General features: G+C 69.3%; 21 protein-coding genes and 1 tRNA gene. 12 read left to right on the forward strand and 10 right to left on the reverse strand.

Features of this window, described 5'->3' with window-relative positions:
* Positions 1-12: 12 nt before the first annotated feature.
* Positions 13-837, forward strand: a complete 825-nt coding sequence (locus tag GC106_RS20570) for an RDD family protein (protein ID WP_376777756.1) — start codon at positions 13-15, stop codon at positions 835-837.
* Positions 838-851: 14 nt separating this feature from the next.
* Here the strand turns inward: GC106_RS20570 and GC106_RS20575 are convergent, their stop codons facing one another.
* From GC106_RS20575 to GC106_RS20595, 5 genes are all read right to left on the reverse strand, one after another.
* A complete protein-coding gene (locus GC106_RS20575; RefSeq protein ID WP_173133080.1) occupies positions 852-1,574 on the reverse strand; it encodes a maleylpyruvate isomerase family mycothiol-dependent enzyme in 723 nt (240 codons plus the stop codon).
* Between the two features lie 127 nt (positions 1,575-1,701).
* Positions 1,702-1,774: transfer RNA gene (locus GC106_RS20580), tRNA-Arg, on the reverse strand.
* Between the two features lie 88 nt (positions 1,775-1,862).
* On the reverse strand, positions 1,863-2,924 hold the full coding sequence (locus tag GC106_RS20585) for a LacI family DNA-binding transcriptional regulator (RefSeq protein WP_173133084.1): 1,062 nt from the start codon (positions 2,922-2,924) through the stop codon (positions 1,863-1,865).
* An 87-nt stretch (positions 2,925-3,011) separates the two neighbouring features.
* A complete protein-coding gene (locus tag GC106_RS20590) occupies positions 3,012-3,914 on the reverse strand; it encodes a GlxA family transcriptional regulator (protein ID WP_173133087.1) in 903 nt (300 codons plus the stop codon).
* On the reverse strand, positions 3,911-4,477 hold the full coding sequence (locus tag GC106_RS20595; protein WP_173133090.1) for a cysteine hydrolase family protein: 567 nt from the start codon (positions 4,475-4,477) through the stop codon (positions 3,911-3,913). The genes GC106_RS20590 and GC106_RS20595 overlap by 4 nt, the downstream gene beginning before the upstream one ends.
* On the opposite strand from GC106_RS20595, the gene GC106_RS20600 reads away from it, so the two are divergent.
* Positions 4,470-4,628, forward strand: coding sequence for a hypothetical protein (locus GC106_RS20600; protein WP_173133093.1), 159 nt, complete (start codon positions 4,470-4,472; stop codon positions 4,626-4,628). The genes GC106_RS20595 and GC106_RS20600 overlap by 8 nt on opposite strands.
* Positions 4,625-6,487 (forward strand): S9 family peptidase, encoded by a 1,863-nt coding sequence (locus GC106_RS20605; RefSeq protein ID WP_173133096.1) that lies wholly within the window; start codon positions 4,625-4,627, stop codon positions 6,485-6,487. Before GC106_RS20600 ends, GC106_RS20605 begins: the two co-directional genes overlap by 4 nt.
* A gap of 19 nt (positions 6,488-6,506) precedes the next feature.
* On the opposite strand, the gene GC106_RS20610 is transcribed toward GC106_RS20605, so the two are convergent.
* Genes GC106_RS20610 through GC106_RS20620 form a run of 3 tightly spaced genes read right to left on the reverse strand, consistent with a single transcriptional unit; the run spans position 6,507 to position 10,399 of the window.
* Positions 6,507-9,263 (reverse strand): AfsR/SARP family transcriptional regulator, encoded by a 2,757-nt coding sequence (locus GC106_RS20610; protein WP_173133099.1) that lies wholly within the window; start codon positions 9,261-9,263, stop codon positions 6,507-6,509.
* 18 nt (positions 9,264-9,281) lie between these two features.
* A complete protein-coding gene (locus tag GC106_RS20615) occupies positions 9,282-9,860 on the reverse strand; it encodes a mycothiol-dependent nitroreductase Rv2466c family protein (RefSeq protein WP_173133102.1) in 579 nt (192 codons plus the stop codon).
* Positions 9,857-10,399: a TetR/AcrR family transcriptional regulator gene (locus tag GC106_RS20620; RefSeq protein WP_173133105.1), complete on the reverse strand. Its 543-nt coding sequence runs from the start codon at positions 10,397-10,399 to the stop codon at positions 9,857-9,859. Before GC106_RS20620 ends, GC106_RS20615 begins: the two co-directional genes overlap by 4 nt.
* A 68-nt stretch (positions 10,400-10,467) precedes the next feature.
* Between GC106_RS20620 and GC106_RS20625 the strand changes: the two genes are divergently transcribed.
* From GC106_RS20625 to GC106_RS20650, 6 genes are all read left to right on the forward strand, one after another.
* Positions 10,468-11,352: an ABC transporter ATP-binding protein gene (locus tag GC106_RS20625; protein WP_173133108.1), complete on the forward strand. Its 885-nt coding sequence runs from the start codon at positions 10,468-10,470 to the stop codon at positions 11,350-11,352.
* Positions 11,349-12,080: an ABC transporter permease gene (locus GC106_RS20630; protein WP_173133111.1), complete on the forward strand. Its 732-nt coding sequence runs from the start codon at positions 11,349-11,351 to the stop codon at positions 12,078-12,080. Before GC106_RS20625 ends, GC106_RS20630 begins: the two co-directional genes overlap by 4 nt.
* 135 nt (positions 12,081-12,215) lie before the next feature.
* Entirely contained in the window at positions 12,216-13,283 is a 1,068-nt protein-coding gene (locus tag GC106_RS20635; RefSeq protein WP_173133115.1) for a hypothetical protein, read from the forward strand.
* The gene (locus GC106_RS20640; protein ID WP_173133118.1) at positions 13,280-14,440 is read left to right on the forward strand and encodes a toxic anion resistance protein; all 1,161 of its coding nucleotides are present in this window, start codon (positions 13,280-13,282) and stop codon (positions 14,438-14,440) included. Before GC106_RS20635 ends, GC106_RS20640 begins: the two co-directional genes overlap by 4 nt.
* Positions 14,437-16,020, forward strand: coding sequence for a substrate-binding domain-containing protein (locus tag GC106_RS20645; RefSeq protein ID WP_173133121.1), 1,584 nt, complete (start codon positions 14,437-14,439; stop codon positions 16,018-16,020). Before GC106_RS20640 ends, GC106_RS20645 begins: the two co-directional genes overlap by 4 nt.
* Positions 16,017-16,595, forward strand: coding sequence for a hypothetical protein (locus GC106_RS20650; RefSeq protein WP_173133124.1), 579 nt, complete (start codon positions 16,017-16,019; stop codon positions 16,593-16,595). Before GC106_RS20645 ends, GC106_RS20650 begins: the two co-directional genes overlap by 4 nt.
* On the opposite strand, the gene GC106_RS20655 is transcribed toward GC106_RS20650, so the two are convergent.
* On the reverse strand, positions 16,585-17,466 hold the full coding sequence (locus GC106_RS20655) for a LysR family transcriptional regulator (RefSeq protein ID WP_173133127.1): 882 nt from the start codon (positions 17,464-17,466) through the stop codon (positions 16,585-16,587). The two genes, GC106_RS20650 and GC106_RS20655, sit on opposite strands and share 11 nt — an antisense overlap.
* A 62-nt stretch (positions 17,467-17,528) precedes the next feature.
* Here GC106_RS20655 and GC106_RS20660 point away from each other — a divergent pair, with 62 nt between their 5' ends.
* Positions 17,529-18,053, forward strand: coding sequence for a nuclear transport factor 2 family protein (locus GC106_RS20660; protein WP_173133130.1), 525 nt, complete (start codon positions 17,529-17,531; stop codon positions 18,051-18,053).
* A complete protein-coding gene (locus GC106_RS20665) occupies positions 18,050-18,874 on the forward strand; it encodes an SDR family NAD(P)-dependent oxidoreductase (RefSeq protein ID WP_312872758.1) in 825 nt (274 codons plus the stop codon). Before GC106_RS20660 ends, GC106_RS20665 begins: the two co-directional genes overlap by 4 nt.
* Before the next feature lie 86 nt (positions 18,875-18,960).
* Here the strand turns inward: GC106_RS20665 and GC106_RS20670 are convergent, their stop codons facing one another.
* Positions 18,961-19,746 (reverse strand): alpha/beta fold hydrolase, encoded by a 786-nt coding sequence (locus GC106_RS20670; protein ID WP_173133133.1) that lies wholly within the window; start codon positions 19,744-19,746, stop codon positions 18,961-18,963.
* 227 nt (positions 19,747-19,973) lie between these two features.
* Between GC106_RS20670 and GC106_RS20675 the strand changes: the two genes are divergently transcribed.
* Positions 19,974-21,173: an MFS transporter gene (locus GC106_RS20675; protein ID WP_312872759.1), complete on the forward strand. Its 1,200-nt coding sequence runs from the start codon at positions 19,974-19,976 to the stop codon at positions 21,171-21,173.
* Positions 21,174-21,188: the final 15 nt, after the last annotated feature.

The following is a 21,188-nucleotide window of genomic DNA, read 5'->3' on the forward strand; positions in this document are numbered from 1 at the left end:
AGGGGGTGGGACGTGTCGCACTTAGTCAGCGGCGAGGCCGTACTGCTGGAGATGCGGGTGGCCCGGCTGGCCAGCCGGGGCCTGGCGTTCGTGCTGGACGTGCTGCTGCAGTTCCTCACGTTGCTGGTGCTGTTCCTGATCCTCGGCGCGGCCGGTGTGACCGGGTTCGACGGCGCGCTGCGTTCGGCGGTCACCCTGGCGGTGCTCGTCCTGGTGCTCGTCGGCTATCCCGTCATCACGGAGACCCTGACCAGGGGAAAGACCGTCGGCAAGGCGGCGGCGGGCCTGCGGGTCGTGCGGACCGACGGCGGGCCGATCCGGTTCCGGCACGCGCTGGTCCGCGGCCTCGCCGGGTTCTTCGTCGACTTCTGGGGCGTGGGCCTGTTCGGCGCGGTCGCGGTGATCGTGTCGTTGTCGTCCCGCAACAGCCAGCGGGTCGGTGACATGCTCGCGGGCACGCTGGTGGTCCGGGAACGTGTTCCGGAGCAGTCCTCGGCCCCGGTCCCCATGCCGCCGCCCCTGGCTGGCTGGGCCGCGACGCAACGCGTTTCGGGTCTGCCCAACGACCTCGCGTTGGCCGTGCGACAGTACCTCGGCAGGCTGCACGAACTGGCGCCGGAAGCCGCGCACACCCTCGGCCAGCGGCTCGCCGGAGAGGTCAGCGCGCATCTGGGCAGCCCGGTTCCGCCCAACGTGCCGATCCCCGAGTACCTGGCCGCGGTTCTCGCCGAACGACGCACACGCGAGGAAACCCGGCAGCACCAGCGGCAGGACCCGGTGACCGAGCAGCAGCGGGACCAGCCGCCGTCGGACAACCCGTTCGCGCCGCCCAGCTGAACACCGCCGTGGTGTCAAGCCGCGTAGTTGCGCAACACCCGCAACGCGGCGGCCGCGTGCGGTCCCGTGGTGGTCAGGCCGGACTGCTCCGGCTTCAGCCGCTGCGCACCGACCCGGCAGAACGCACCGAGTGACCCGGTGATGGTCGAGCCCGCGTCGTCCGGGCCGAACCGGTACGTCTGCCCGTCCGGTCCGGTCAGCTCCGCCCGGACGGCAACCGGTTGCCGGCCCGCGAGCTGGAACGCGTACGGCAGCGTCCGGTGCGCGAGCCTGGCGATGTGCCGCAACCGGTCCGTGTCCGGGTACGGGATGCCCAACGGCTCAGTGATGTCCAGCGCGTGCGCCCAGTGCTCCGCGAGCCGTGTCGTGGCCATCGTCGCCGGGCGCAGAGCAGCGGAGGCCCAGGCTGACGCCTTCGCCGGATCGGCCGACCGAAGCACTTCGACGGACTTCCGCCGTGCCGCCCGCCACCGGGGATAGACGACCTCGGGACCCGCACGCTCGGCACGGACCCACTGGTCCATCGCCTCGTCGACGCTCATCGCGCCGCGCTCCCGCACACCACTTCCCGTCACAGTGGCGACCACCGTCTCCTCGGTCTGCGCCAGGTGCAGCAACACGTCCACGTTGCTCCACTCGGCCGCGGCCGACGGGCGCATCCAGTCCTCCGCGGACAGGGTGGCGAAGATGCCGTCCAACCGGTCGTACTCAGCCACCAGGTCGTCGAAGATCTCCACGCGGGCACCGTACCGCGGGGTTCACCTGATCGAGCAGGTTTGCCGGTGCGATCAAGCGGGTAACCAGGCGCCGTGCGCTCCATCCAGGCACCAGGGTGGAGCGTGACTGGAGGCTGGGCACGAAAAGTGCCCCCGGCAGGACTCGAACCTGCGACCAAGAGATTAGAAGTCTCTCGCTCTATCCGCTGAGCTACGGGGGCCGAGGGCGGCAGGCTAACCGCCTTCAGAGGGGTGATCGTTCGACGACGCCTCAGTGTTTCCGAATCGCACCAGTCTGGGTGAACAAGATCACCGGGGTAGGCGTCTGGCCGGCGCGGGCCCGCTGGACGCGCGGGCGACCAGGGTGACCGGGATCGTCACCGGTTCGCCGGGCTGTCTGCCGTCCAGCAGGCGAAGTGCCTGCTCACCGGTCCGTCTGCCCTTGTCCAGGAGGTCCTGGCGCATCGTGGTCAGCGGCGGATCGGCCCACGCCGCGGCCGGTGTGTCGTCGAAACCGACGATGGTGAGGTCGTCCGGCACGGCGAGACCCGAATCACGCGCCGCGCGAATCGCTCCGATCGCCAGTTCGTCGGACATGCACAGTAGTGCGGTCGGCCGGGGGGACTGGGCCAACAGCCAGGCCGCTCCCTCGCGGCCGAGATCGCGGCGGCTCTCGGCGGCCTCCCAGACCGGTGTCGACGGCGGCACGTGGTCGAAGTAGCCCGACAGGCGCTGGGCCGTCACCTGGAACCGGGCCGAGCCGATCCTCTGTGGACTGACCGGGCCGGTGTGGCCGTCCGGGGACAGGTCGAGGCTGAGGATTCCGACGTCGCGGTGGCCGAGGCCGATCACGTGCCGGGCGGCCAGTGCGGCGCCCGCACGGTCGGCGACCCGCACATCGGCGCCGGTCTGGTCGACCACGACGAGAGGCAGACCGCGCTGCCGGACCGCCGTGATGGCCGGGGCGTCGTCCGGCAGGGAGTACGCGATCACGACATCCGCGTGCACGCGCGCCACGGCCGCCGGGCTGGGGCCGCCGCCGTTCGCGCCGCCGGGCATCAGGACGAGCGAGCGCTCGCCGGAGTCGACTGTGGACGCCAGGGTGTCGAGCATGATCGACAACGCCGGGTCGGAGAACGCCGCGGACAGGCCGCGGTCGAGCATCACGGCGACCGCGCCGGACCGTTGCGTGGCCAGGCTGCGGGCCACCGGGTCGGGCCCCGCGTAACCGAGCCGGGCCGCCGCGCTGAGTATCCGCTCGCGTAACCGCTCGGACAGCTGGTCAGGCCGGTTGTAGGCGTTGGACACCGTCGCCCTGGACACGCCCACCTCGCGTGCCACAGTGTCGAGTGTCGGTCGCCTGGAACTCACCCGCAAAGCCTACTGACTTGCCCTGGCCGGACGGGCACGAGTCGCTCGTCCCGCCGGGACAGGCGGTGTTTCCGCTGGTGAGAGGCGTTACCGGGCGCGCAGGCGACGCAGCATGCGTGCGTCCTCGAAACCGACCATCCGGGCGGCGGACTCGACGGTGGCGCCGTGGCCGATGAGGTGCTCAGCGCGTTCGAGGCGGAGGGCCTGCTGATAGCGCAACGGCGTCATGCCGGTCGCGCGGCTGAACAAGCGGGTCACTGTTCGTTCGCTGCAACCGCTGAGACGGGCCAGTTCCGCCAGCGACAGGCGGTCGGTCATCCGGGTCTCGATGACGTCCTGGATGCGGTGCACGGTCTCGTTCACGTGTGACCGGTGTTTGAGCAGGACGCTGGCCTGGTGCTCGTCGCCGTTGCGGCGGGCGTAGACGACCATCGTGCGGGCGATGCGTGCGGCCGCTGACGGGCCGTGCCTGAGGGTGACCAGGTGCAGGGCCAGGTCGATGCCGCTGGCGATCCCCGCGGACGTCACCACCCGGTCGTCGACGGTGTAGAGGACGTCGCGGACCACGCAAGCGTTCGGGTATCGGCTTTCCAGTTCGTCCTGCAGGTCGTGGTGTGTGGTGCAACGGCGGCCGTCCAGCAGGCCCGCGCGTCCCAAGGCGTCCGCGCCCGCGCAGACGCTCGCGACCGTGCCGCCGCGATGGTGGTGGGCGCGGAGCCAGTCCAGCGCCTGCTCGGTCAACGGGCCGGACGTGGCCAGTTTCGCCGCACGCCACCCGGGCACGATGATCAGGTCCTCTGTGGACAACTCCGGCAGCGCCGGGTCCGCGTGCACCACCAGGCCCTGGGCGCTGGGCACGGTGGCGGCCTCCGCCACGTACGACAGTTCCACGCCGAGGCCGAGGTCGGCCGCGCTGGAGAACACCTGCGCCGGTCCCGAGAGGTCCAGCAGATGGACTCCCGGGACGAGCAGGAACACCACCCGGGTCACGATCCAGTCAGTTCCTTCAGTCCAGTCAGCTCAGCCACGGTCGCTATCGTCGCAAACCTCCCCGCCAGCGCGTACTCGGTGCGGTCGATCAGTTCGCCGGTGCCGATCACGGCTCCGGTCCGCCAGTGCGGCAGCGGTGTCGTGGCTGTCGCGTCGGTCACGAACGTCATGTCGAAGCCCAGATCGCTGCCGATCCTCGTCGTGGTCTCACAGCACTGTTCGGTCCGGATTCCGCTGATCAGCAGCTCGCGGATGCCTCGCGTGGTCAGTGTCTGCTGCAGGTTGGTCGTGGTGAACGCGTTGTGCGCGGTCTTCGTGAGCACGGGCTCGCCTTCGCGCGGCCGCAACCCGTCGAGCAGGCGCACGTACCCGTTCGCCGGGTCGAACACAGTTCCGGTGCCTGGTTCGCTGTGCATGACCCACACCACAAGGTCGTCCGCCGCACGGGCTGCGTCCACCAGACGGTTCACCTGCCCGACGATGTCCGGGTTGGACACCTCGGCCCAGTCGGGCCGCTGGCGGAAGGATTCCTGCACATCGATCACGATCAACGCCTTGGTCATGCCATCAGCCTCCGGCATCGGCGCCCTGGCCGGTAGGCACGTGCAGGACGCGATGCGGACCGATCTGGTCACGCTGACGGGAGCCGTGTCAGCGGCGTATCAGCGCCAGCACGCTCCGGTGTCAGCGGGTGCGGCGACCGTTGGCTGGTGAACAACTACGAAGTCGCAGTGCAGCTGCTGGCCGCGAACCGGCCGAACCTCGTGCGCAACGCCACAATCGTGCCGCCATGGGCTGAGCCACCTGGCAACCCGATGGAGGTTCCGTCGCCGGACGGCCAACACGTGGTGTTCCGCCGTGACTACAACTTGTGGATTCGTACGGACGGCGAGGAGCGGCCGTTGACCACGGACGGCGACGTGGACCACGACTACGGCGCCAACCCGGACTACTACATGTACGCCGCGATGTTCACCAGGATGGGCCTGCCGCACGCCCCGCCCGCCGCGGTGTGGTCACCGGACTCGACGAAGGTCCTGACTCACCGGACGCTGCAGGAGGGCGTCCGGCCCAAGTATCTGATCTCGTCGGCCGGGTTGCGTTCCAAGCGTTCGGCGCTGCCCGGGGACGACGCGGTCCAGCGCGCCGAGTTCGTCGTGATCGACGTCGAGACCTCGGCCGTGGTACGGGCCCAGGCCGATCCGGTCGCGATGCCGATGATGTCGCCCATCCAGATGGAGTGGGCATGGTGGGCCGCTGATGCCGTGTACTACCTCAGCGGCGGGTTGCGGCTGAACCGGCTTGATCCCGTGACCGGTGAGGTACGGACCGTGGTTGACGAAACGGGATCAGGCAGGGTGATGCCGACGCAATGGCCGATGCTCGGCCCTGCGGTGCATGTCCTGCCGTCGGGGGAGGTTCTGTGGTACTCCGAACGGGACGGTTGGGGGCACCTGTACTTGTACTCCGACGCCGGTTCGCGGCAGATCACGTCCGGGCAGTGGCTGGTGAAGCAGATCCTCCGGGTCGATCCGGACCGGCGGATGGTCTACTTCCTCGCCGCCGGGCTGGTCGCTGCCGATCCGTACCGCGGCACGGTATGCGCCGTGGGCCTGGACGGCTCGGGTTTCACGAAGGTCACTGACGACGACATGGATCACGTCGTCTCGGCGTCCCCGTCCGGCTTCGTCGACTCGGCGTCCACAACGGACATTCCGCCCGTGCACACGTTGCGCTCGTGGGACGGTGAAGTCCAGCAAGAGTTGGGGCGAGCGGATGTCAGTGGGCTGACGGCCCTGGGCTGGGGGCCGCCGGAGCGGTTTTGCGTGAAGGCCGCCGACGGTTCGACGGACGTGTACGGCGTGCTCTACCGGCCGCACGGGTTCTCCGCCGGCCAGAGCTATCCGGTGATCGACCACACCTACCTGAATCCGTTGACCACTCGGGTGAGCGCGGCTTTCGACGCGGGCTGGCACGGCTATGACGCCGAAGCCCTGGCGGCCCTGGGCTTCGTGGTGATCGCGGTGGACGGCCGCGGTACTCCGGGCCGCGAGAAGGCGTTCTTCGACGCCTCGTACCAGGACATGCGAGCCGGGCTGGACGATCATGTCGCCGCGCTGCGCCAGCTGGCCGCCACCCGGCCCTGGATGGACCTCGACCGGGTGGGCATCTGCGGTATCTCCGGCGGCGGTTTCGGCACTGTCCGGGCGATGCTGGACTTCCCGGACGTCTTCACGGCCGGGGTCTCGTTGTCCGGCCTGTACGACAACCGGTACACCGACCCGGCGGCCACGGACGTCTACGGGCCCTACGACCCCGCGTGGGCGGCCCGGGATTCCACTGTGGAGTCGGCGGACCGGTTGGCCGGCAGGCTGATGCTGATCCACGGCGGGCTGGACGACCAGGTGGCGCCCGACCAGGTGTACCGGCTGGCCGACCGGCTCATCGCACTGGACAAGGACTTCGAGATGCTGATCGTGCCCGAGTCGGATCACGTGTTCCTCGGCTACGAGCAGTACGTCCGGCGCCGCATGTGGGACTTCCTCATCCGGCACCTCGCGACCCGTCGTTGACCACACCGGCTCGATCTGGTCACCGCGGAGGTGATGCCACAGCTCGCGTGACGCGCGCGGCGTCGGGGTGCGACAAGTCCGGCGTGCCGCGCACCTCGACGGATTTCCCAAGCAGCCGGGCTGCCTCGTCGTAATTGCCTTCGCGTAGTGCCTGATCGGCGTGTCCGATCAGGACATGGGCGATCAGCGGGGCGCTCTGCGCTCGTTGTGCCCAGGCGAGGGCATCGGCCCGGTCGCCGGTCAGATAGCCGCGCAGGTCGAGCAGTGTCGCCCGGAAACCCCAGTTCACCGTGCGGCCTTCGACCAGCGTCTGCGCCTTGGCCAGTTCCGTGCGGGCCGTGCCGAGGTCGCCGGACCATCTGGCGATGTCCGCTTTGGTGTACGCCGCCGCGGTCATCGCGTCCGGCAGGCCGATGCGGGCGGCGTCGTGCTCGGCGGTGCGCAGGGCCGCCGCCGAAGCGTCCGGATCGCCGTGCAGCCACAGCAGTTGCGCCAGCCGGAGCCGGGGTTTCCAGGCGTCCTCACGCGGCACGATCTCCTCGGTGACGGTGATCGCCTCCTGGTACCTGGCGATCGCGGTGGGCAGATCGCCGCGCCAGGAGGCCAGATCGGCGAGGTTGCTCAGGGCGTTCGCGATGCCCCAGCGTTCGCCGAGCACGCGGAACTCGCCCAGAGCCGCTTCGAGGCCCGGCTCGTCCGGGCGCCCGGCGTTGATCGATCGCAAGGCCTCGTGCAGCCCGGCCATTGCCCGTACCCACGGGTCGTCCGCGTCCGTCGGGCCGGCCGAGACGAGCCGGACGAGCGGGTGCCGCCCGCCGAGTTGCCGGGCGGTGCCGATCCACACAAGCGCTTGCTTCTCGTCTCCGTTGCCGAGCAGGTTGAACTGGGCGATGGCGGCCGAGGCGGTGGCACGGAAACCGTCGTCCACGTCACCGGGCAATGACAAGGCACGCGCGCCCAGCGACACCCCGGGCACTTTGCGGCAACGCAAGGACCATTCGAGCAACCAGTACCAGCTCACCGCGGCCGTCAGGCGCACGGCTGTGGCCGCGTCCGTCGCCGCCCGGAGGGCCGCGTTGATGTTGTCGTCCTCGGCGTGGATCGTCTTCAGCCACTCCACCTGCTCGGCGCGGCGCAGGTGCGGGTCGGCGGTCTCCGCCAGTCCGATGAAGTACTCGGCGTGCGCGTGGCGTGCTTCTCGCGGATCGTCGAGCCGTTCCAGGCAGTAGGCCTGGATGGTGTCGAGCATCCGGTAGCGGTCCCCGGCGACCACCAGTGACTTCTCCGCCAACGCCGTCAGCACGTCGGCCGGGCCGCAGACCTGTTCGGCGGCGTCGAGCGTCGCGCCGCCGGAGAACACCGCCAACCGGCACAGCACGGTTTTCTCTTGCTCGGACAGCAGATCCCAGCTCCAGTCGATCACCGCACGCAGTGTCCGGTGCCGGGGCAACGCGGTCCGGCTGCCTTGGGTGAGCAACCTGAACCGGTCGGCCAGCCGGGCCGCGACCTGCGCGGCGGTCATGGTGCGCAACCGCGCGGCGGCCAGTTCGATCGCCAGCGGGATTCCGTCCAACGCACGGCAGATCCGGACGACGGCCTGGGTGGGCACGAATCCCGGATGGGCGCGGTCCAGCAGCAACCGGACCGCGGGGTACGCCACCGCTTCCGCGAGCCGCGCGTCGGCGGGCGGCAGCGGCAGCGGTTCGACGGGCCGGACTGCTTCTCCCGTGATGCCAAGGGGTTCCCGGCTGGTGGCCAGAATCCGCAGCGACGGGCAGTCACCCAGCAACTCTTCGGCCAAGTGGGCCACAGTGTCGATCAGGTGCTCGCAGTTGTCCAGGATCAGCAGGGCGGACCGGGTCCGCAGGGCCGCAAGGTCCCGGATCTTCAGCGTGCCGAGGATCGCCTGCGGCACGTCGTCCTTGCCGGTGCGGACGGCCAGATCCACGAACCAGACCTCACCCGGCATCCCGCGGCCCGCCTCGACGGCCAGGCGTGTCTTGCCCGATCCACCCGGCCCGGTGAGGGTGACCAACCGGTACTCGCCGACGAGCCGCCGGACGTCGTCGACGTCCTGCCCGCGCCCGACAAAACTGGTCAGCGCGGCACGCAGGTTCGTCGTCGCGTCCGGCACACCACGGAGGATCTCCGTGTGCAGTTCGGACAGTTCCGGCGACGGGTCGGCTCCGAGTTGCTCGGCCAGTGCTTCGCGGGTCCGCTCGTACAGGGTGAGCGCGTCCGCGGATCGGTTGTCGGCGGCCAACGCCCGCATCAGGGCGCCGACCAGTCGCTCCCGCAACGGATTCCCGGCCACGAGTTCCGTCAGTTCGGCGACGGAGCCGTCCTCCATGGCCGTGAACCGCAGCTCGTCCAGCTTGGCGACCCAGGCGGCGAAGTACTCCTCGTTCCGCACTTCCAGCAACGCGGGGCCGCGGCACAACTCCAGTGCTTCGCGGCGCTGTCCCTCGTGCATCAGGCGTTCGAACTCGATGACGTCCACCGCGTCCGGCTCGATGACCAGCCGGTAGCCGCCCTGCCGCGCCTCCACCTCGATTCCGGCCTTCCGCAGCCGCGAGACCAAGGCTTGCACCGCGTTCGCAGGGCGTTCCGGCGATCCGGCGCCCCACACCGCGTCCACCAACCGTGCCAGCGGCACGGTTCTGCCTGGTTCGAGCGCCAGAACCGTCAGCAACGCACGCAGCCGGGCACCCGGCACCGCGACCTCGGTGCCGTCAGTGGCTCGGACCTCCAGCGGGCCCAGCATTCCGATCCGCACGCTGCGATTGTCCCGCACTCAGCGTTGCGGCTCGGCGTGCACAGCGCCTTTGAGCTCGTGGAACCCGGGTGTGGACGCCACCAGGAGCGTGCCATCCCACAGCCGGCCTGCCTGTTCGCCGGTGGGCAGTCGGGAGACGACGGGCCCGAAGAAGGCCACGCCGTCAGCCACGATGATCGGGGTGCCGACGTGCGGGCCGAGGTGGTTCATCGCCTCGGCGTGGGACGCGCGGACGAAGTCGTCGTACTCGGGCCCCGCGGTGGCGAGCTCGGCGGGCAGCCCGGCGCGTTCCAAGGCACGGGCGAAGTCACCGATCCAGTCCTCGGCGCCGTTTTCCGTCTTCCAGAGCTCGGTGTAGCAGCGGCCGAGCGCGTCGCTGCCGTACTTCTGTTGTACGGCAGCGCAAACTCGGACCGGGTACCAGAGGTAACCCTCCGGGTCGCCTTCCGGATCGTCCTCGCGGCCTTCGTTGAGCACGGACAGGCTCATCACATGCCAGCGCACGCCGACCGGGCGGACCTTGGTGACCTCGATCAACCAGCGCGAGGTCAGCCACGTGTACGGGCACGACGGGTCGAACCAGATGTCGGCGATCACGCCAGAATCCCCCGTTCCAGGGTCCGGATCACGGTCGCGGCGACGCCGTGCCGGGACATGGTTCCCCTGTCGGCCTCTTCGATACCGGTGTACACCAACGCCCACAGCACATGCTGAATCCACTGTGGACTGACGTGGTCGTCGAACGCGCCGTCCCGCTGGCCGCGCGTGATCAGGTCCAGCACCGGGTCCGCGGTTACCGGTTCTTCGGGCTGTTCGACGCCGTAGCCGCGCATGACGTGCGGGTCGTTGAACAGGAACACCAGTCTGTCGCCGACGTGCAGGTACGCCGTGACCAAGCGGTGCAGGGCCTCGACCGGTGTTCCCTGGTCGAGCCGGGCCTCGGTGACCGCCTCGCCGATCGCCTCGACCGAGTCCTCGACGGCGGCTCTGATCAACGTGTCCCGGTCGGGGAAGTAGCGGTGTAGCGTCGTACGCCCGACGCCGGCGGCCTTGGCGATCTCGGGCAGCGTGGCCGACCGGTCGCGCGCCAGCGCGGACGCGGCGGCGGTGAGAATGGCTGAACGGGTCCTTTCCACTCCTAAGTTGTACCATCAACGCCGGAAGTGGACCGTCAGCGTTCCATTCTTGTAGTACGGTGTTCCGCATGGCAGTCACGACGGCCGGCCTGGCCCGGCACTTCCGGCTGAAGAAAACCCTGGTCGAGGCGGTACGCGGGGTGGATCTCGACATCGGCGACGGGGAACTGGTCGCCCTGCTCGGCCCGAACGGTGCCGGCAAGTCGACGCTGTTCCGGATGCTCACCACGCTGCTGCCGCCGACATCGGGCAGCGCGACCGTGGCGGGCTGCGACATCGTCGACAACCCCGACGGCGTACGCGCCCGCATCGGCTACGTCGGGCAGAACAACAGCGCGGGCGAGAACTTCCGTGTCCGCGACGAACTGATCACCCAAGGGCGCAGCCATGGCATGACACGCGCCGACGCGACCCGGCGAGCCGACGCAGTCCTTGAGTTGCTTGACCTGACGGACCTGGCCAAGCGCACCCCCGGCACGCTGTCCGGCGGGCAACGGCGACGCGTCGACATCGCCATGGGCCTGGTGCACCGTCCACGCCTGCTGTTCCTCGACGAACCGTCGACCGGCCTGGACCCGCACAGCCGCGCCGACATCTGGGACCACATCCTGCGGCTGCGTGCGGAGCTGGCCATGACGCTCGTGCTGAGCACCCATTACCTGGAGGAGGCCGACCGGATGGCCGAGCGGGTGGTGATCATCGATCACGGCCGGATCATCGCCGACGGCACGGCCGCACGGCTGAAGCGGGATCTCGCGGGCGACCGGCTCGTGTTCACGGTGCGGGGCAAGGCCGAGGCCGTGCACGTCAAGGTCCCGGATGCGGCGACGGCGTTACCGCGGTATTTGCGCAAGCTGGCCGGCGAAGGCGCTGAAGTCGTGACCGCCCAAGCGATCCGGCCCACGCTGGACGACGTCTTCCTGGCCTTGACCGGACGGAGCATTCAGGCATGAAGTTCGTACGCGACACCATGACCGTGTTCTCGCGCGAAGCGACGCCCGCGCTGCGCGACCCGGTCGGCCTGGTCTTCGCGATGGGCCAGCCCTTGCTGTTCCTGGTCCTCTTCGGGTCGCTGCTGGGCGACTCATGGCAGTGGTTCGTGCCGGGCATCCTGGTGATGATGTGCCTGTTCGGGCCGATGGGCGCCGGGCATTCGCTGCTGATCGAGCTGACCGGCGGCTCGCTGGAACGCATGCTCGTCACGCCGCTCGACCGCACCGCGATGCTGGTCGGCCGCACCCTGAAGGAATCGATCACCCTGCTGGTGCAGGCGGTGCTGATCGTCGCGCTGGCGACGACGTTGGGCTTCGAGGTGCACGTGGCCGGTGTGCTCGTGGGGCTGGCTGTCCTGATCGTGTTCGGGATCGGGCTCAGTTCGCTGTCGTTCGTACTGGCGATCAAGTCGCAGCCGAGCGGCTCGTTGTTCTGGATAGTGACGCAGACGTTGATGTTCCCGCTGATCCTGCTGTCCGGGGTGTTGCTGCCGATGGAGCACGGCCCGGCGTGGCTGCGTGCGGCCGGTTCGGTCAACCCGATCTCGTACATCGTCGACGCTCAGCGCGTGCTGTTCTCCGGCCAGATCTGGAACGCCGACGTGCTGTACGGGACGCTGACGGCCTGCGCGTTCGCTGTGGTGGGGCTGGCGGTGGGGACACGGGTGATGCGCAGGGGCGTTGCCTAGCGAACCACCGGCCCGGACGTGGACACCTGGCGTTCACCAACAGTTCACCGCGAACTGTCCTCGCCGCGCGTCAAAAGAGTCGAAGAACCCGGATGATCCGAGGTGGACGGACTTTTCGAGGGGAGGCGACCGCGCGTGAAGCGGCGGTTGTCGATCGTGCTCGCGGCGGTGCTGCTTGTCGCGGTCGTCGTAGTGGTAGTGCTTGACCAGCAAGGGGAAAGTTCCGGAGAGGTCCAGCCGGTGCGCGGCGTGATCGGCTCGGAGAAGCTGGCGTTCTTCCACGACCAGCGGGTGATCGACGCGTTCGCCAGGCACGGGCTGCGGGTCGAGGTCGACTCCGCCGGGTCGCGGCAGATCGCCACCACCGTCGACCTCGGCGGGTACGAGTTCGTGTTCCCGTCCAGTTCGCCTGCGGCGCAACGGATCCAACGTGACCGTAAGATCACCGCGGGTTACACGCCGTTCCAGTCGCCGATGGCGGTCGCGACGTTCGAGCCGATCGTGCGGCTGCTCACCGCGCACGGCGTCGTGCGGGACGGAAAGCTCGACGTGGCCAGGTATCTGGAGCTGGCCAAGGCCGGCACGCGCTGGGACCAGTTGCCGGGCAACACCGTTTTCCCGGCCCGCAAGAACATGCTCATCACCACGACCGATCCGCGTGACTCCAACTCGGCGTCGATGTACCTCGCGATCATGTCGTTCGTGGCGAACGGCAACACCGTTGTCAGCACGCAGGAGGCGGAGGACCGGCTGCTGCCGCAGCTGAGCAGGTTGTTCCTGGACCAGGGGTACACGCAGAACAGCTCCGAGGGCCCGTTCGAGGACTACCTCGCCGCGGGCATGGGCAAGACCCCGCTCGCCCTGATCTACGAGTCACAGTTCCTGGACCGGCAGATCCGGGGCGACGGCGCGATCCGGCCGGACATGCGGATGCTCTACACCGCGCCGACGGTGTTCTCCAAGCACACGCTGGTTCCGTTGTCACCGAACGGCGAACGGGTCGGACAGTTGCTGACGACCGATCCCGAGCTGGTCCGGCTCGCGGCCACGTTCGGCTTCCGCACCAACGACTCCCGGGCGTTCACCCAGGTGCTCACCGAACGGGGCGTCGCCGTGCCCGGCGATCTGGTCGACATCGTCGAACCACCCTCGTACGAAACGCTGGAACGGATGCTCGACGCGATCGGCAGGCAGTACCGGTGACGGGCGATTTCGCACTCACCCCACCGGATCCGGTCGAACCGATCCCGTCGTCGCGCGCCGCCGGGCTGATCAGCTTGACTGACGAGACGCGCGCCGGGCTGGCCACCAAGGCAGGCGAGTTCACCGCCCGGCTCGTCGCGGCCGATCCGCGGTCGCCCGATTTCGGCCGGATTCTCGATGAGCTGCTCACGGTGGGAGCGGCGGACATGCGTGTCGCCGCGTCGATCGCGGGCGCACTGCTCGACCGCTCCGCGAAAGCCTTGGCCGGCGCGCGAGGGGAGAGAACCACGCCGCAGCAGGAGATCGCGCTGAGCCTGGCGGAGTTACGCCGGACCGTGCGGGAACTCGACCCGGCCAAGCTGCCGATCACCGGCCGCAAGATCCTCAAGCTGATCCCGGTGGCCAACGAGGCCCGTAAGCTGTGGGCGCGGTACCAGGCCGCGAACGAACCGGTGAACGCACTGGTCGTGCACCTGCGGATGCGTCAGGACCTGTTGCACCGCGACAACTCCGCCATCAAGGGCGAGCGGGAACGGTTGTGGCAGACCATGACCAAGCTGTCCGAGGCGGCGGCGTTCGCGGCCGCGGTGGACGAGGCGATCGAGCGGCAGGCAGGCGTGTTCGACCTGGCGGACCCGGCGTTGGCGACGGCACTGCGCAGCGACGTGCTGCATCCGATCCGGGAACGCCACCAGGACATCCTGACCCAGCTGGCGGTCTGCGCACAGGGATATCTCGTGCTGGACCTGTTGCGCCGCAACAACGACCAGCTGATCCGAGGAGTGGAGCGAGCCGTCTCCACGACCGTGTCCGCGTTGCGCATCGCGTTGGTCATCAGCGGGGCACTGGCGCACCAGCGGGACGTGCACGAGGAGATCGACGCGCTCCAGTCCACAACGGAGGGTCTGCTCCAGGCCAACGCGCAGCTGCTTTCGTTGCAGTCCGCGGACATCCAGCGGGCCGGCAGCGACCCGGCGGTCGGCGTGCGGACGATCCAGGCGTCGTTCGACCAGATCTTCCGTGCCATCGACGCCATCGACGAGTTCAAGGTGGGCGCTGTGCACACCATGGCGTTGACCGTGGAGGCTTTGCAGACCGAACTGCGCCGCGCGGACGACTATCTGCGGCGTTCCCACACCGCTGAGAGGGCGGGATGAAAAAGCTCCTTCTGGCCGGTCTGGTCCTCACCCTGGCCGCCTGTGATTCGCCCGAGTCCCAGCCCGATCCCGCGCAGCCGCTCGGCCCGCCGCGGCCCGGGGTGCTGCGGGTGCTGGCGGGCAGCGAACTCGCCGACATGCAGCCGATCCTGGACGAGGCCGCGAAGGCGACCGGTGTCGAGGTGAAGTTCACCTTCAGCGGCACGATCGAGGGCGCGGAGACGCTGGCCCGCGGGGACTCGGCGGGCAAGTACGACGCGGTCTGGTTCTCGTCCAACCGGTATCCGCAGACGCTGCCCGACGCGAGCAAGCGGCTCGGCAACCAGGTGAAGATCATGAACTCGCCGGTCGTGCTCGGCCTGTCCACCGGCGCGGTCCGCGGGCTCGGCTGGGAAGGCAAGCGGGTCACGTGGGCGCAGATCGCGGAAGCCGCGGGCGCCAAAGCGTTCACGTACGGCATGACCGACCCGTCCGCGTCCAACTCCGGATTCTCCGCGCTCGTCGGCGTCGCGTCCGCGCTCGCGGGCACGGGCAGCGCGTTGTCCGCGGACCAGATCGCCGCGGTCACCCCTGGACTGACGAAGTTCTTCAGCGCCCAGGCGTTGTCCGCCGGGTCGTCCGGGTGGCTGTCGGAGGCCTACCAACGCGGAACGACCAAAGTCGACGGATTGATCAACTACGAGTCCGTGTTGTTGTCGATGAACGCCGACGGCAAACTGCCGGAGCCGTTGTCCCTGGTGTATCCGAGCGACGGTGTGGTCAGCGCGGACTATCCGTTCACGCTGTTGTCCGACGCCTCCGACGAGGCACGCTCAGCACATCAGCGCCTCACCGACTACCTGCGGACCACGGACGTCCAGCGCAAGATCATGGACACCACCCGGCGGCGGCCCGCCGTCCCGGGCGTCGACCTGGGTCCGCAGTTCGCGCAGCGTGACCTCGTGGAGCTGCCGTTCCCCACGAGCGGCGAAGCCGTCGACGCGTTGTTGTCGGCGTACTTCAACAAGATCCGGCGACCGTCCCGCACGCTCTACGTCCTCGACACCTCGGGATCGATGCGAGGCGACCGGATCGAGGCACTGCGGTCCGCGCTCATCGCGCTGACCGGCGCGGACGGCAGCCTCGTCGGGAAGTACCGCGGCTTCCGCGGGCGTGAGGAGGTGACCTTGCTGCCGTTCGACACCAAGCCGGGCACCCCGCAGACGTTCGTCGTGCCGGAAACGGCACCGCAGGCCGAACTCGACAAGATCAAGGCCTTCGCCGCGTCGCTGAACGCGGACGGCGGGACGGCCATCTACGACAGCCTGACCAAGGGGTTCGAACTGCTGGGGCAGCCGGACCCGGCCAAGTTCACCTCGATCGTGCTGATGACCGACGGCGAGAACCAGAACGGCAGCCCGTTCTCCGCCTTCGAGGCCGCGCACCACCGCGGCGGCCCGGTCCCGGTGTTCACGGTGTTGTTCGGCGAGGGCGACCAGGACGAGATGAAAAAGGTGTCGGAGATGACCGGCGGGCAGCTGTTCGACGCCCGCGGCACCCCGCTGGCCAAGGTGTTCCAGGAGATCCGCGGCTACCAATGACGAAGTACCTCGGTTCCACCAAGAACCTCGCCGGATCGGCGGCGGGCCTGCTGGGCGTGCTGCTCCACGTCGTCGGTGTGGTGGGCGCGTACTGGCCGGTCGTGGTGGTCGGCCTGTACGCGGCCGGTGCTCTGCTGGCGCCGCCCGAGAAGGTCCGGCTCGTCCCCACGGACACGTTCACCGAGATTTCCCAGGTGCGGTCCGAGCTGGCGTCGTTGATGTCCACTGTGGAGCGATCACGGGTCCCGGACGAGGCCCGCGCGTTCGTCACCCGGATCCACGGGATGCTGACCGCGATGCTCGACCGCCCGGCGGCGTTGCACACCGACCCGGATCTGCTGCACAGCGTGATCCGGCTGGCCCGGGTCGACCTGCCGTTGTCGATCGAGGCGTACCTGAACGTGCCGTGGTGGCTGGCCAGCCCGGCCGCCGAGCTGCTCACCCAGCTCGACCTGCTGGAGGCCGAGTCGCACCGGATCGCCGAACTGTTCTACCGCGACGACATCGCCCAGCAGGCGGACCACACCCGCTACCTGCGCCGGCGGGCCTCCGGCGACGACCCGGCTATCTCGTAGCGCGGACGATCTCCACGAACCGCCCGACCAGCGGATTGGCCGTGTCCTTCGGCCAGGCCAACGCGATCCGCAACGGCTCGACGTCGACCAGCGGCCGCCACGTCAGGTCCGGATGCGTGTAGTAGCCGGCCATCGACTCCGGTCCGATGCACACGCCGGACGTGGTGGCGACGTGTTCGAGCATCTCCTCGACGTTCGCGTTCTCCCGGCCCCAGACCGGCGCCGAACCGTCCGGCCGCGGGTTGACCGCCCACCAGTCGACCCACTCGGCGGGTGCGACCCGTGTCCACATCAACGGCTCGTCCCGCAGGTCGTCGATGCTGACTTTCTCCTGTCCGGCGAGGTGATGGCTGGTGCGCATCGCCACCCACCGCTGCTCGGCCGCGACGATCTCCGACCGCAGGCCCGTCAGGTCCGCGGGCAGCCAGACGAAAGCGATGTCCGCCAAGCCGTCCCGCAACGCCTGCGCCTCACCGCCCCAGTCGAACCGCTTCGGATCGATGCTCGCGTCGGGATACCGCTCGGTGAACGTGGCCCGCGCCTGCCTGGCGAGTGATCCGCCTCCCGTGGCGACGAATCCCACGCGCAGCACGTTGCCCTCGGCCGCGGCGGCGGTTCTTGTCAGCCGAACCGTGTGTTGCCAGTCAGCCAACTGCCTGCGGGCCGCTTCCAGGAGCGCCTTGCCCGCGCTGGTCAGCTCGATCGCGGAACCGGTCCGGGTGAACAGATCCGTGCCCAGCCGTGTCTCCAGTTGCCTGATCTGCCTGCTCAACGACGGTTGTGCGACGTACAGCTGCTTGGCCGCCTGGGTGAAGCTCAGGTTCTCCGCGACCACCACGAAGTAGCGCAGCACCCGTGTGTCGACGTCCATGCCTGAAACGTATGGGCGCGGGTATTGGACCGCTGTGAGGTGACGCTGGTTGCGTGGTGGCCATGGAGAAACCGTTATCCCGGGCAGCAGTTGTCCGTGCGGGAGCGGCCGGTCTGGTCGCCACAGGGCTGGCCGCGACAGGAATGGCCGCACCGGCCGCGGCGGCCGGGAACGAGCACCCCAACGTGGCGCTCATCCGGCGTTACTACGAGGTCTACGGCAGCGGGGACCTCAAGGCGCTCCGGCAGTTCTTCGCGCCGGACATCCGCTGGACGATCCCCGGGCACCACCCGCTCGCGGGCACCAAGACCGGCGCGGACGAGGTGCTGGCGTTCTTCGCGCAGCTGGCGAAGTCCGGGTTCCGGGCGGAGATCCTGTTCCTGGCGGCCGACCGCGACTGGGTGGTCGACATGCACCGCGGCTGGAGCACCACGCCCGAGGGCCTGGACATCACGTGGACGCTGGCGTACCGCATCCGCGGCCGCACGATCGTCGAGGCGGTCAACTTCGCCGCGGACCAGCACGCCGCCGACGCGTTCTTCTGGCGGCAGTACCCGTTGGCGCGGATTCCGCGGAGGCTGGCGTGAACCGGCGGCAGATGCTGGCGGCGGGAGCGTTGGGTCTCGCCGCGTTCCCGGGGTCCGCCGAGGCGGCCGCTTCCGGCAAGGTCGTGTTGATCACGGGCGCCACGTCGGGGATCGGCGCGGCCACAGCGCGTGCCTTCGCGGCCGCGGGTGCCCGTGTTTTCTTCTGCGGACGCCGTGAGCACCTCGGTCAGCAGGTGGCCGCGAGCATCCGCTCAACCGGTGGCGAGGCGACGTTCCGGCGAGCCGACGTCCGCGACGAGAACGAGGTCCGCGACCTGGTCGACGCCTGTGTCCGGCGTTACGGGCGGCTCGACGTCGCGGTCAACAACGCGGGAATCGAGAGCCCCCGCGCGGTCCGGCTGCACGAACAGTCCCTTTCGGACATGGAGTCGGTGTGGCGGACCAACGTGGCCGGGGTGTTCCTCGGCATGAAGTACGAGATCCCGCGGATGCTCGCCCAAGGCGGCGGCGCGATCGTGAACACCGCCTCCATCTCCGCGGAGGTCGGATTCGCCACGATCGCGCCGTACAACTCGAGCAAGCACGCTGTCGCCTCGCTCACCAAGGTCGCCGCCTTGGAGTACGCGGCCGACAACATCCGGATCAACGCCTTCGCGCCAGGCGCCGTGGACACGCCGATGCTCCGCCGCGCGGCGGAGGCGTTCGGCATGACCTACGAGCAGATCGCCCAGGACTATCCGATCAAGCGCATCGTCCGGCCCGAGGAGATGGCGAGTGTCGTCATGTTCCTCGCGTCACCGGCGGCCAGCGCGATCGTCGGGACCGACCTGGACGCGTCAGGCGGGTACCTGACCGGCTGATCACCACTACCTTGCGGCCGCTGAACTCGCCGTCCTCAGGGGCTTCGGTCCCGGGGACGGCGGGCGCCCGTCGGCGGTATGCGGCGTCACGCGTTCCGGACGAGGAACCGGATGATGTCGGGATAGCAGGCCTTGTCCCGCATCACGCCCATGTGCCCGCGCCCGGCGTAGAGCCTCAGCGTGGCGTCCGGGATTCTCCGCGCGGTCTCTTCGACCAGGTCACGCGGGTACAGCAGGTCCTTTTCGCCGGCGATGAGCAACGTCGGCGCCGCGACCTTCTCGCAGTCCAGGTCGTAGCCGTCCTCGGCGTCCAGCATCGCGATCATGCCGTCCGGGTCTTCCGGCTTGCTGGACGCCAGCCGCATGATCCGCGTCATCGCTTTCCGCCCGACCGGTCCTTCGGCCAACCCCGGCACCAGAGCCGCCATCGCGTCCCGGTACTCGCCTCGGAACAGCCTGTCCCGGTACTCCCGCTGCACCTGTTTGCCCAACGGCCCCAGCCTGGCCGCCGTCGCGCACGCGACCAGCGTCTTGACCGCGTCGTGGTGGTCGGCCGCGACCTGCAACGCGAGGGACCCGCCGGTCGAGATGCCCATCACCTCGACCGGTTCCCGGAACTTCCGCCGGATCGCCTCGGCGACATCCGCGGCGAGCTCGGCCATGGTGGCCCCGGCCTTGACCCCCGGCCGCCGCCCGAACGAGTAGATGGTGCGGCCCCGCGCCAACCGGTTCATCTGCCGCGTCTCCACCAGACGGCCGACCCCGGTGGGGTTGCCCGCCTCGGGAACCAGCGTTCGGACGTACACCAGGGGCGGTCCCTCGCCGTAGGCCAGCGCGGGCATGCCACCGTGCAAACTCAGCTCACGAATCATCGTTTCCCGATTCTGCCAACGCCGAGGTCCGGCCGCCCGGCCTGGCCGAGCTTCCTCCCCGCCGCGCGGATCTGCCAACTCAGGTCTCTCTCCGAGCCGTGCCCGTGGGGTGTGATCGCAGCTTCCGGGCCATGGCCGGGTGCGTCACACTGTCCATAAATGCGCTCGGCCCTCTGAAGCGCTTCAGTTAGCATCTGAAGCGCTTCAACCCCTGCGAAGGAGGTCCTGTGCGTTCCGCCATCGTCGCCGTGCTGGGTGTGTTCGCCCTCAACGGCGTGGTCTTCGGGTCCTGGGCGCCCCGAGTGCCCGCCCTGGCCGCCCAGATCGGCGCCGAAGAAGGCGCACTCGGCCTGTCGCTGCTCGGCGCCAGCATCGGCATGATCGCCTCGGCGTTGCTGGCCGGTTCGCTCTGCGCCCGCTACGGCGCCCGGGTCATGGTTCTGATCAGCGCCGTCGCCGGCTGCGTCGTGCTGCCGGTCCTCGGCCTGGCGACGTCACCGGCGCAGCTGGGCCTGGTTCTGTTCGCGCTCGGCGTCACAGTCGGCGTGCTCGACGTCGCCATGAACGTCGCCGCGGTGACCGCGATCCGCCAGGCCGGCCGCGCGATGATGCCGGTGTTCCACGCCTTCTTCAGCATCGGCGGCCTCGTGGGCGCGCTCGGCGCGGCAGGCGCGGCCGCGTCACAGCTCAACCCGTCGCGTCACCTGGCCGTCGTGGCCGTCATCGGCGTGGTGATGGCCGTGGTGTTCTCCCGTCGTATCCCCGTCGAAGACCTCAAACCCAATGCACACCAAGAAGGACCGAGGCGGTCGTTGGTGAAGCGCCCGGTGCTGTGGCTGCTCGGGTTCATCGCCCTGTGCTCGTCGGTCGCCGAGGGCGCGAGCGTCGACTGGTCGGCGTTCTTCGGCGTGCACGAACGCGGCATCGGTGAGGCGTCGGCCGCCCTGATCTACGCCGGGTTCTCCATCTGCATGGCCGTCGCACGGCTGCTGGGCGAGCGCATCGAGACCCGATGGGGTCCCCAGCGCATGCTCATCGGCGGTTCCACCATCGGCGCGCTCGGGCTCTTCCTCGCCGTGCTCGTGCCTGTGCCCGCGTTCACGTTCATCGGGTTCGCGCTGGCCGGTTTGGGGTTGGCGTACGGCTTCCCCGTCGCGTTGGAACTCGCGGGCGCGGTCGGGCGACGAGCTGACGGCGGCGGCGGTGAACGTGAACTCGGCTTTGTGACGACCATCGCATACAGCGGCTTTCTGCTCGGGCCACCCATGATCGGCGGCATCGCCTCGGTCACGTCACTGTCCGTAGCACTGGGCGTAGCCGGTGTCATCGCGTTGGCCATGGCACCGCTGACGCTGCTGGCGAACCGAGCACGGCGACGGGAACAACAGCAAACCCATCAACAGGCCGTCGAGACGGTCGGCGCCTGACTACTACGCTCAGGT

The sequence above is a fragment of the Kibdelosporangium persicum genome (assembly GCF_013280595.1).
Taxonomy (GTDB): Bacteria; Actinomycetota; Actinomycetes; order Mycobacteriales; family Pseudonocardiaceae; genus Kibdelosporangium; species Kibdelosporangium persicum.

Excerpts from the sequence above, each read along its gene's own strand:
- GC106_RS20595 (WP_173133090.1), bottom strand. The coding sequence starts at position 4,477 with ATGACCAAGGCGTTGATCGTGATCGATGTGCAGGAATCCTTCCGCCAG.
- GC106_RS20625 (WP_173133108.1), top strand. The coding sequence starts at position 10,468 with ATGGCAGTCACGACGGCCGGCCTGGCCCGGCACTTCCGGCTGAAGAAA.
- GC106_RS20630 (WP_173133111.1), top strand. The coding sequence starts at position 11,349 with ATGAAGTTCGTACGCGACACCATGACCGTGTTCTCGCGCGAAGCGACG.
- GC106_RS20645 (WP_173133121.1), top strand. The coding sequence starts at position 14,437 with ATGAAAAAGCTCCTTCTGGCCGGTCTGGTCCTCACCCTGGCCGCCTGT.
- GC106_RS20650 (WP_173133124.1), top strand. The coding sequence starts at position 16,017 with ATGACGAAGTACCTCGGTTCCACCAAGAACCTCGCCGGATCGGCGGCG.
- GC106_RS20655 (WP_173133127.1), bottom strand. The coding sequence starts at position 17,466 with ATGGACGTCGACACACGGGTGCTGCGCTACTTCGTGGTGGTCGCGGAG.
- GC106_RS20660 (WP_173133130.1), top strand. The coding sequence starts at position 17,529 with ATGGAGAAACCGTTATCCCGGGCAGCAGTTGTCCGTGCGGGAGCGGCC.
- GC106_RS20670 (WP_173133133.1), bottom strand. The coding sequence starts at position 19,746 with ATGATTCGTGAGCTGAGTTTGCACGGTGGCATGCCCGCGCTGGCCTAC.